This is a genomic window from uncultured Moraxella sp. (assembly GCF_945873075.1).
GTDB lineage: Bacteria > Pseudomonadota > Gammaproteobacteria > Pseudomonadales > Moraxellaceae > Moraxella.
In genome coordinates, this window is record NZ_CAMCBS010000036.1 from 1 (window position 1) to 11,354 (window position 11,354).

Sequence of the window (11,354 nt, forward strand, 5' to 3'; positions counted from 1 at the left end):
TGTGAGAGTAGGTCATCGTCAGCACCTTATTTGAAGCCCCCTGCATCGAGAGATGGAGGGGGTTTTGTTTTGTGTTGCATTATTTGGAAGGGGTGGTATAATGAATTAGAATCAACAGGAGTTGTGCCATGCAGCAGGATTCGGTCATTTCACTCGCCAAACAATATCGCCAGATGCGATATACCAATGAGGCTTGGCGGCTGCTGACAGCAAGGCGCGCACCGTTAATTTTGGCATGCGCTGAAAGGCTGTTTATTAATTCACATGACAGCGTCAGCATGAATGATGCCATCGAACTGCTCGCTCGTTGCTTTGATGAATTTGCCAATGACAGCGATTTTGATATTCATCAAAAAGATACTTATGTATTGGCAAAAACTGAGTGGCAGACCTGGCTGAAGCGTGGTTTGATTGTTGAAAAAAATCAAGTTGTATTTGCCACCGATGCTCTACAAAAAGTCATCAGCTTTATCAAAACACTTGATGAAGCAACCATCATGACATCCACCGCATCTCGATTGCAAACTGTACAATCCGAAGTTCAAAAAGTTTATTCAGCACTCAATCCCAATAAAGCCGATCGAGAAAATTACCTGCAAGCTCAGATTGATCAATTACAAGCTGAACTTGAGCGGGTTCGCCAAGGTGATTTTCAGATTTTATCCGATACTGAAGCCATTGAACAGATCCAGAATATTTATCAATTATCAACGGGGTTGTATGTGGATTTTCGCCGTGTTGAAGATTCTTACCGTGCAATGGATCAAAAACTTCGCGAAGATGCCATCCGTGACAATTTTCATCGGGGTGATATGCTTACAGGTCTGCTTGACTCGCATGAGCAGCTGATCAATACACCTGAAGGTCGCGTGTTTTATAACTTCAATCAAGCTTTGCAACGGGACACGCTTGATGCGCTCAAAGATCATATTCGTCAAATCATCAGTTATCCTATCACCGCCCAAAGTCTCAACGCTCGCCAACTGTATGAATTTTCTCAGCTTACCCACACACTCACCAGAGAGGCCCGTAGAGTAAATCGTGCCAAACAGCAGATTGAACATGATGTCAAAAATTTTGTGCAGTCAGTACAATCAAGCGAACATCATCGTGTCGGCGCATTATTAAAACAACTATTCCAGCATGCTTTGGCAATCGATTGGCAAAATCGCAGCACGCAGCAAAGCATTAGCAACTTGCCACCCATTGCCCCCGCTGTCCATCGAGTGCCGATTGTTGCTCGAATCAGCATCAATCAAGCGCTTGTTCATGATGAGGTTACGACACTCAATTTACAGACAAAACACGTTACACTCGATGAGTTTGATTCATCATTTTGGCAGGCCTTTGATCGATTGGATGAAGCAGCTTGGCTGCAACAAATCAAAGACAGTCTACAAACTATAGGTCAGCCTGTCAGTGTGGCTGCCCTGCTAAGATGCCAAGCGCCACCGAAGCGACATGATCTTGAGGCTATTGCTTTTTTGATGGCGCTAGCAAGATATGTGGCAGCAAACTTTGATCATGCCATTGATTATGAATATGTCGATTTGATTGATGAGCAAGGGGCGCTTTGGCGATATCGCTTGCCAAAAGTGGTGCTTGAATATCCGATAGTCGCTAAGATGCAGCTAGAAGATCTGCAGAATTAGCTCAGTAGTTAAATTTAAAGTGGAATAAAGACGGTATAGTAGAATGAATTTTTCGATCACTGTTAAACAAGCACTCCAAGAAATCTTAAAATATGGCCATCTAAATCAAGCCCAAAAGCCTGTGTTGTATCAAGCATTGGTAAATAATGTGACGGCGGTGAACGAATATTTATCAGTCATTGATTTTTGCTTGCAAGTTGATGGCGTGCGTGGTTTGGCTTTTTTGATGGTTTATCAAAATCCAGAATCTATAGATGATGTAGCATCCACACCTGATGACTGGGCGCATCCTTTGGTTCGTCGTCAGCGATTGACATTGCAGCAGTCGCTGATTTTGGCAATTTTGCGACAGCGGTTTATGGAGCTTGAGCAGCAATATGGTATCGGTTATGCAGATACTTTTATGCCACTTGATGAGCTGAACAAACAGTTTTTTATTTATCATGAATCCAGCGGCAGTGAGTCGCAAGATGAGGATCGTGTGACGGCTTTGGTGCGACAGTTGGCTGAGCATGGGTTGGTTAATCTTGTTAAGGATCAACTATTGATCAGTCCGTTGATTGTACATCTACTTAATCCTGAAAATTTGAGCGAACTTTTGAAGCAATATCAATCAGTTGGTGAATCAGTCATGACGGAGGGTGATGATGAATCAGGCGTTTAGTTATACGGTTTCGCAGATTGAGTTGTATAATTGGGGTGGTTTTTCGGGCTTGCATCAAGCTGATATTCACCCTGATGGTAGTGCTATCATTGGCAGTTCAGGCAGTGGCAAGACGACCGTCGTCGATGCGATGATGACGCTTTTGGTGGCACGACCCAGTTATAATCTGGCATCGACAGGCACCGAAAAAGGCGATCGGGATTTGACAAGCTATATCCGTGGTGCTAGTGGCACAGCGCAGGTAGCGCGTACTGGCAAGACAATCTCGGCAATCAGTTTGCGATGTCAGCCAGTGATGGCGCTTGATCAGCCGTCTATGGATTTATTCGGAGCATCACAGACTGTGGCAGATGGGTCACAGGTGGTACTGACGGTGATTTTTTGGTTTGATGGTAATAGTAATCAAGCGGCTGATCGCAAGGATTTGTGGTTGGTATCATTTGGTGATACGCCGCTTGCGCATTGGCTGACGATTTTTGATGATAGTGGCAGTCGTAGCATCAAGCAGTATGCCAAAGCGCATACTGATCTTATGGTATTTGATGATAAGCGCAGTTATTTGTCACACATCCAGCAGTTTTTTGAGGTATCGGACAGTGCTTTTAAATTATTAAATCGCGCTGTTGGGGTTAAGCAGCTGCACAATGTGAATGAGATTTTTCGAGAATTGGTACTGGATGATCGTTCACTGTTTGATGAGGCGACCCGCAACATTGAGCAATTTGCAGATTTGACTAATATCAAAAACACGCTCGATGTTGCCAAAAAGCAACACAAGTCGCTTTTGCCACTCAAGGCGTTGTGGCAGCAGTATGAGCACAGTCAGCGACAGGTTGATGAGCGGCAGCAGATGATTGACATGCTGCCGTATTGGTATGCATATCATGCTCATCATCTATGGCAACAAAAAATTGATGGCTATCAGGCTGAGCATCAAGTGGTCAGTCATCAGTATGAGCAGTTGCAGCAGCAATTTGACCGCAGTCAGCAGCAATCTCAAGCACTACAAACACGCTATCTACAAGCAGGGGGTGGTAATGTTGAATTGCTCAAATCACAAATTGAACAGCAAATCAGTCATCTTCAAAAAATCAACCGACAGTGGCAAGACTACCAAATACTGTGTAATAATCTGGCATGGCAGATGGCTGATAGTGAGCAGGCTTTGGCAGATCAAAAAGAATCCGCCAAAGTACGGCAGGCCGAGCTAAATCAAGAGATAAAACAGCTGGAAGATCAGCGTTTGACACTTGGCGTCACTCATAAACAGCTGAATGATGAGCTTGCGACGCTCAATGAGCAGCTGATACAAGCCAAACAGCAAAAATCCAATATTCCACCTGAATTTGAAGCGTTTCGACATGCGCTTGCCCAGCATCTTGGCTGTGATGTCGATGATGTGCCTTTTATGGCGCAGATGGTCGAGGTCAAACCCGAGTATGCACAGTGGCAAGGGGCTATTGAGCGAGCTTTGGGGTCGAACCGACTACGGCTGTTAGTACCCAAGCCATTGATTAAAGAGGCATTGGCATGGGTAAATCATCGCCACAATCGCCTGCATGTGCGCCTGTATCGTGCTGATGAGGGGGAGGCGACAATTTTTGATGACGGTTTTGTACGCTTTTTGAATATCAAATCACATCCGCTGACCGATGCGCTTATGGTACTGCTGTCAAAAATGGATCGACACTGTGTCGATGATGTCGCAACGCTTGAGAGCACGTCCCACGCCATGACTCAACAGGGGCTGATGTCTGGCAGAGAAGGCTGGTATGAAAAACAAGACCAAAAAGCACTACATGAGCAGTGGCTGACGGGGTTTGACAATCAGACATTGCTAAATAGCCTGACGGCATCGATTGAACAACTGCAAACCAAGATTGCACCGCTTGATGATGAAATTGGAGTGATCACTGACGCAATACGGGCGCAGACAGACAAGATGCGCTTAATGTCTCGTTTGGCTGAGATTGACTTTGTGGATATTGATGTCGATGGTGCACTGCAGTATTTGCAAGGCTTAGAGCAGCAGTATGAAGCTCTGACAGCGCCTGATAGCGAGCTTGCCAAGCTCAAACAACAGCAAGAGTCGCTGAATGATGTGATGCAGCAGCTACAAACGCAGATGGCTCAAAATATAGCGACCCAAACACGGCTTAATGAGAAAATCGACGAGTGCCGAAACCATCAGATGGTCGCAGAAGCCACCTTAAATCATTGTCCAATCATCGATCCGTCAATGGATCAATCATCAATGCGACCAGATGTGCTGATGACGCAGCCCATCATGCAGGCGCTCACTGAGTATCTGTCCGAGCGGACACTGATTGCTGAGCAGTTATCCCAAAATGAAAAAGACGATGCCACAGCGCTTCATAAGTCTTTGGGTGAGATGAAAGGGGTGCTTAGTGACATCAAGCAAAAAATCATCAACCAAATGAATGCCGCCAAAAATATCGACACAGGCGAATTGGCAGAAGCGGGTAATGAGCTTATCGATATTGAGGCATATTTGATGCGTTTGGCATATCTGACAGAAGAAGGTCTGCCCAAGCAAGAAAAGCGGTTCGTGGAATATTTGACGACATCATCAACCGAGAGTCTGGCGCAGCTGGTCAGCGATGTCAAAATGCAACTCGATGAAATCAAAGCACGCATTGATGGGCTCAATCAAGTACTACGCAAAGTGGATTTTGGGCAAAGTACTTATCTACAGCTAGCGACGACACCTGTCGTGCACCAAAGCCTGCGTGAATTTGATAAGCTGTACAAACAGGTGAATACTTATAGTTTGTCTGTCAAAACACCAGATCATGAAGGGCATTATCAAGCGCTGTGCCGACTCATTGAGCATCTGAATGATGCTATTGATAAGCGGCACACGCAAGCAGCCAAATCACTGCTCGATCCCCGTTATCGTTTGGAGTTTTCGATTCAAATTCTAAGTCGAGATCAAGATCAGCTTTTAGAATCACGCACGGGCTCACAGCATGGTAGTGGTGGCGAAAAAGAGATTATTGCCAGTTATATCTTGACTGCATCGCTAAGCTATGCACTCAACCCCAAAGGCTATGCGGCACCAAAATTTGCCACCATTATTATTGATGAAGCATTTTCTAAGAGTTCGCAGGCGGTGGGTGGGCGCATCGTCAAGGCGATTTTTGCTTTCGGGCTGCATCCGATTTTTGTGACACCGAACAAAGAAATGCAACTTTTGCGCCATCATACCAACAGCGCCGTCTTGGTTCATAAGCGAGGCGTGGAGGCGACATTATCAAATTGGTCGTGGCAAAAAATTGACGCATTTGCCCAACAGCAAGCGACAGCACCAACGATGGGAATATCATGAAGTCACCCGAAATCTTGATCAAAAAGCTCAAAAAATCATGGGCAAATGCCAAGCAGCGAGCATCATTATTAAGCGGTGAGGCGTTTCCTATGACGCTGTCGATAGGATCGTCCAAGCCTGAGCACGTGGGTAGTGCCGAGCTTAAGGCGCACCTGCTTGCATGGCAGCAGATGGATGAGAGGCAGATTGGACAGGTGATCTGGCAGGATAAGAAATTTGCCAAATTATCAGCAGCCATCGCCTGTCCGATTCAGTGGCGTCTGGATGGTATGAATCAGTGGTGTCATGCAGTTGATGATGCGCTGATTGATGCCGAAGCTCGTCAGTTATTGGCGATTTATCAACATCCTTGGGTGCTAAAGCAATCTAATCATCCAGCTCTACCCAATCAGCTTGCCATCTTGGTACAGCATAAAGATGAGCTGATGGCAATGGGCGTTGATGAGATCATCGCACTGCTGATCTTGGTGAGCGTATTACAGCCTAGGTGTGCTGATGGCTTGCCGATGCGAGCGCTTACTGTGCCGATACTAACTCAATACGCCCAACTTGACGATGACGCATCCCGGTATTTACAGGCTTTGTCATTGGATAGCAAATATTTTGAGCGACACAAAACACTCATCACTAAGCTTTTGGATGTACGGTTTGCTGGTGCGGTATCGGCGCATGGTTTGGCGGAGTTTTTGGGTGTGTCATCACAGACAGGTTGGGTGCGGCTATATGAAACGCAGACACCACCAAAGTGGCTCAATTTTCGTCATCTGCGTGTGCTTGCTAGCGAGCTTGATGCTGCTGTGATGCCATTTGACTCGGTGCTGATCATTGAAAATGAGCAGTGTCTGCATCTGTTGCCGCCATTGCCTGATGTGCTTGTGATCCTAGGTGCTGGCAATCATCTGTCGTGGCTTGCAGGGCAGGCGTGGCAGTCGAAGAAATTGTATTATTGGGGTGATATTGATACTTGGGGGCTAAAGATTTTGGCGGATGCCAAGCTCATGCAATCGCACATTCGGCCTGTGATGATGGACTGGCAAACCTTACACGCACATCGACATCTGGCGGTAACTGAGCCAAAATCAGTCATGCAGCCGCCGATCGGGCTTGATGCAGATGAGCTGTACTTGTTTGATTATCTTGGTGAGCATGGTCTGAGATTGGAGCAAGAATTTCTCTCGGTAGAGTGGGTGCATCAAGCGCTGAATCAGATTGGGCTAAAGTGAATCTGGCTCCCCAAACATCCCCAATTGCTCAACCGCCACAGATTCCCCGTTTCGTTTGCTTGCTCGATGTTCTTGGATGCGTTTGGCGCGGCGTGTGATGAGCGTGAGCACTTTTCGCTTATCGTCATCAGATAGGTGATGCCAGTTTTGCCGTTCTGCTCGATTGCGCAGACAGCCAATACAATAGCCTTTTTTATTCATCGTGCAGACACCGATACAAGGGCTGTCGATGACAAACATCTCAAATTGCGACATGGTGCGTTAGGTTATGCCAAATTGGATATAGCTTTTAAAATCAAGATTGGGTACTATAATGGCGATATGCTAATTTCTCACTATACCGCCAAAATTACCATTTGGCAATAGATTAACCAAGTATTTAGCCAAAATAAGGATAATGCCCATGCGATTGATTTATTTACATGGACTTGATAGCGATAGCAACGCCATCAAAGCACAAGTCGTCGATGCCTATTGCCAAACACATCATCCTGATATTACAGTCATTCGCCCTGATTTGAACCGCACACCTGATGAAGTGGTGGTATTACTGACCAAGCTGATCGGTGATGGCGCCGATACAGTGCTGATGGGCTCGAGCTTGGGTGGATATTTTGCGACTTTGATGAGCGATCGCACTGGCGTGCCTGCGGTATTGCTCAACCCAAGTATTCGTCCTGACATCAGTTTCCGCCGCTTTTTACAGGATAATTTTTCTAATGACAAGTCGCAAGCACTGCAAGCCAATACGGTGATTTATACCACAACGGGCGGTTGGCAGATTGTCTATGGGGATTTGGCATGGCTTGAAAATCATCGCTTGCAAGCTGTTTTTGGCGAGCGAATTAAGGTATTTTTGCAGATGGGTGATGAGCTATTGGATGCCAAAGCAAGCCAAGCGTTCTTTGGTCAAGCAGGTAGCGAAGTGTTGGCGATGGCAGGCGGTGATCATCGCATCAGTGATTTTAATCACCATGTCAAAACTGTCGTGGATTTTGCAATCGGTTTGAACCAAATTCAACGCTAAGATACCAGCCATCACATTTCCCAAATCACGGCAATTGGTGTAAAATAGTCGTGATTTTTATTGATTTTTTTATATTATGAGCAATTATACCGCCCAAAAACTTGAAGTCCTAGAAGGGCTTGAGCCTGTCCGCCGTCGCCCCGGGATGTACACGGACACCACACGCCCCAACCATCTTGCCCAAGAAGTCATCGATAACTCCGTCGATGAAGCGTTGGCAGGCTATGCACGCCATATCATCGTCTGCCTGCACGCTGATGGTTCGCTGTCGGTCGAAGATGATGGGCGTGGGATGCCGACGGATATTCACCCTGAGTTCAATCAATCGGGCGTTGAGCTGATTTTGACACGCCTACACGCAGGTGGCAAATTCAGCACCGAAAATTATCAAGTCTCAGGCGGTCTGCATGGTGTCGGTATCAGCGTGGTCAATGCGCTCTCGACCCGCGTCGAAGTCACCGTGTGGCGTGATGGACTAGAGCATACGATGGCGTTCGAGCATGGGGATGCGGTGACGCCATTGATTGCCAATAAAGCATCGAATAAGAAAAAGCGCGGCACAAAGGTGCAGTTTTGGGTTGATGGTCAGTATTTTGACAGCCCAAAATTCGCCATCAAAGCACTCAAGCACACGCTCAAGGCAAAGGCGGTGCTGTCAGCGGGTTTGCAGATTGATTTTATTAATGAAATTGACCCAACCGATAGCGAAAGCTGGCATTTCGTGGATGGTGTGGTAGGCTATTTGACCGAGCAACTCGGCGAGATGTCGTGCGTGCCTGATGAGCCGTTTTATTTTGGCCAGGAGCCTGCCAGAGGCGAGCGTGGCGGGGCGACTTTTGCCATCTCGTGGCTAGCCGATGGTGGCACGCCCATCACCGAAAGTTATGTCAATCTCATTCCCACAGCCCAAGGTGGCACGCATGTCAATGGTCTGCGTACGGGGATTTTGGAAGCCTTACGAGAATTTTGTGAAATTCATAATCTCTTGCCACGCTCGGTCAAGCTGTCTGGCGAAGATGTGTGGGATGGGGTGAATTATATCTTGTCACTCAAATTCGTCGAGCCACAATTTAGCGGACAGACCAAAGAACGCTTATCAAGCCGAGAAGCTGCGCCGCTTGTGCAAACCCTTGCCAAAGATGCCTTTAGCCTGTGGCTAAACCAGCATCCTGACAGCGCCAAAGCCATCGCCGAGCTTGCCATTTCTAAGGCATCACGCCGTCTAGCGACCGCCCAAAAAGTCGCTCGCAAAAAAATCACCCAAGGCCCTGCCTTGCCGGGTAAGCTGTGGGATTGTCGTGGCCGCCTAAAAGATGGCTCGGAGCTGTTTTTGGTCGAAGGTCAGTCAGCAGGCGGCTCTGCCAAGCAAGCACGGGATAATGCGTTTCAGGCGATTTTGCCACTACGGGGTAAGATTCTAAATGCTTGGGAAGTGTCATCTGATACGGTGCTATCTAGCCAAGAGATTCATGACATCGCCATCGCCATCGGTGTCGATCCTGCCAGTGATGATTTGTCCGAGCTGCGCTATGACAAGATTTGCATCCTAGCCGATGCCGATAGCGATGGTCTGCACATTGCGACCTTGATTTGCGCGTTGTTTGTGAAGCATTTCCCTGCGCTGATTGAAGCGGGGCATCTGTATGTCGCCGTGCCGCCGCTGTATCGCATCGATGCCGGCAAAGAAGTGTATTATGCGCTGGATAATGATGAGCTTGAACAGGTGCTTGCCAAGCTTGGCAACAAAAAACCGCAAATCACTCGCTTTAAGGGGCTTGGTGAGATGAACCCAAGTCAGCTCAAAGAAACGACGATGAACCCTGATACGCGTAAGCTTGTGCGACTCGATTTAGACGACATCAGTGCCACCAACGGCGTGATGGATATGCTACTTGCCAAAAAACGCTCTGCCGACCGCAAGCACTGGCTAGAGACCAAGGGTGATTTGGCTGAATTGGCGGTATAACGATGTCGCAGGATGTCTCAAAAGTAGCGCAGTCGTTGCCGAAGTTTGACTATGATGCATTGGGTGCTCAGCTACCCCGTCGTCATCGTCCGCTTGCTACCAAGATGGCTCGTAGGCTACTTGCTATGCTGGGCTGGCGACTGCTTGGCAAGCTACCTGATGTGCCCCAAGCGGTGATTATCGGTGCGCCACATACTTCCAATGTCGATGGCGTGCCCGCGATTTTGACCATGCTTGCTTTGGGGCTGGACATCAAAGTCATGGGTAAAAGGCAGTTGTTCTCTGTGCCGATATTGTCGCAGTTTTTGACATGGGTGGGGGTGATTGCCATCGACCGTGACAAAAAAGGCTCGGTGCTACAAGCCAACATCGACCGCTTTGCCACAGGTGAGCCGCTGCTGCTGGCACTAGCGCCCGAAGGCACTCGTCAATATACCGAAAGCTTTCGCACGGGCTTTTATTATTTGGCAATGGGGGCGGGCGTGCCGATTATCCCTGTGGCGCTCGATTATCCGACTAAGACGGTGCGATTTTTGGATGTGTGCTATTCGACGGGGGATTATCAGGCGGATTTGGTAGGGATTATCAAGCAATATCACGGCGTGGTGGGCTATCATCCATCCAAGATGGCAAAGATTTTGCAGGATGCGTAAGTAGCATCCAAGACCAAGCCTTTGAAATGACCGTCAACCGCTGTAAAAAGCGGTTTTTTATTGCCAATAAACAATCAGTTGTTTATAATCAAATCAACCCTTGTTCATCCCTAAGGAGAGTTTGATGAAACTAACCAAATTTACCCTTGCTGCCATCACGGCGCTTGCCATGACAGGCTGTGCCACATCAAGCCTGCTTGATTCACCGAGTGCCAAGCAGACGACCCGTACCACCACCGCCAAGACTACTTTGCTCGAAGATAAGGTCGTGGCGTTTGGCCGTCCTGCTGCCACTGCAGGCGTTTCAGGCTCATCGGTGGTGATTGTCGGTGAGAAAAATAGCTATGTGCTCGAAGATGGCGGTGTGCAATTGGTGACTTTGCTCTCCAATCTTGACCCCAAGCACATCACCGTTGGCAATCAGTTGGAGTTTTATTCTGCCAATAACGATGGCAAATTTACCGGTGCGATGAAGCTAAGCTATGCTAAGCTCAAAGACGACATCAAGCGTAATGATTTGCAGTTTTTCTTACAAAATGATGCCAAAGAATGTACGACTGCCAGCGATGAGAAAATCGGCGCTCAGCGTTTTTGCTTTGAGATTAATATCAAAGGTGCAGTCTATCCGCAGGTGAGCAATTATGACTTGGTGCGCTCGCAGTTCTCGCCATTGACACGCCCATATAGCGTGAGCATTTATACCAACCAAACTACCACCGAGACGAGCGGCAGTGGTACAAGCAGTGCCGAAAAGCTGGTGTTGTTGCCATTTGCTTTGGCATTTGATGTGGTGACCATGCCACTACAAATCTTGGGTGCG

9 protein-coding genes are annotated in these 11,354 nt (G+C 47.5%); 8 read left to right on the forward strand and 1 reads right to left on the reverse strand.

Annotated elements, in window-relative coordinates; translation table 11 throughout:
• Positions 1–128 precede the first annotated feature (128 nt).
• The 4 genes from Q0N89_RS09050 to Q0N89_RS09065 are packed head-to-tail and all read left to right on the forward strand — an operon-like array spanning position 129 to position 6,888.
• The gene (locus Q0N89_RS09050) at positions 129–1,652 is read left to right on the forward strand and encodes a DUF3375 family protein (RefSeq protein WP_294035630.1); all 1,524 of its coding nucleotides are present in this window, start codon (positions 129–131) and stop codon (positions 1,650–1,652) included.
• A 43-nt stretch (positions 1,653–1,695) separates the two neighbouring features.
• A complete protein-coding gene (locus Q0N89_RS09055) occupies positions 1,696–2,316 on the forward strand; it encodes a DUF4194 domain-containing protein (protein WP_294035632.1) in 621 nt (206 codons plus the stop codon).
• Positions 2,300–5,665, forward strand: a complete 3,366-nt coding sequence (locus Q0N89_RS09060; RefSeq protein ID WP_294035634.1) for an ATP-binding protein — start codon at positions 2,300–2,302, stop codon at positions 5,663–5,665. Before Q0N89_RS09055 ends, Q0N89_RS09060 begins: the two co-directional genes overlap by 17 nt.
• On the forward strand, positions 5,662–6,888 hold the full coding sequence (locus tag Q0N89_RS09065) for a Wadjet anti-phage system protein JetD domain-containing protein (RefSeq protein WP_294035636.1): 1,227 nt from the start codon (positions 5,662–5,664) through the stop codon (positions 6,886–6,888). The genes Q0N89_RS09060 and Q0N89_RS09065 overlap by 4 nt, the downstream gene beginning before the upstream one ends.
• On the opposite strand, the gene Q0N89_RS09070 is transcribed toward Q0N89_RS09065, so the two are convergent.
• Positions 6,880–7,143: a DUF1289 domain-containing protein gene (locus tag Q0N89_RS09070; RefSeq protein WP_367178565.1), complete on the reverse strand. Its 264-nt coding sequence runs from the start codon at positions 7,141–7,143 to the stop codon at positions 6,880–6,882. The two genes, Q0N89_RS09065 and Q0N89_RS09070, sit on opposite strands and share 9 nt — an antisense overlap.
• A 148-nt stretch (positions 7,144–7,291) precedes the next feature.
• Here Q0N89_RS09070 and Q0N89_RS09075 point away from each other — a divergent pair, with 148 nt between their 5' ends.
• From Q0N89_RS09075 to Q0N89_RS09090, 4 genes are all read left to right on the forward strand, one after another.
• On the forward strand, positions 7,292–7,915 hold the full coding sequence (locus Q0N89_RS09075; RefSeq protein WP_294035638.1) for a YqiA/YcfP family alpha/beta fold hydrolase: 624 nt from the start codon (positions 7,292–7,294) through the stop codon (positions 7,913–7,915).
• Positions 7,916–7,991: 76 nt separating this feature from the next.
• The gene (gene parE / locus Q0N89_RS09080; RefSeq protein WP_294035640.1) at positions 7,992–9,881 is read left to right on the forward strand and encodes a DNA topoisomerase IV subunit B; all 1,890 of its coding nucleotides are present in this window, start codon (positions 7,992–7,994) and stop codon (positions 9,879–9,881) included.
• Between the two features lie 2 nt (positions 9,882–9,883).
• A complete protein-coding gene (locus Q0N89_RS09085) occupies positions 9,884–10,534 on the forward strand; it encodes a 1-acyl-sn-glycerol-3-phosphate acyltransferase (RefSeq protein ID WP_294035642.1) in 651 nt (216 codons plus the stop codon).
• Positions 10,535–10,658: 124 nt separating this feature from the next.
• Positions 10,659–11,354: hypothetical protein (locus Q0N89_RS09090; protein WP_294035644.1), on the forward strand; the 696-nt coding region annotated here is incomplete at its 3' end.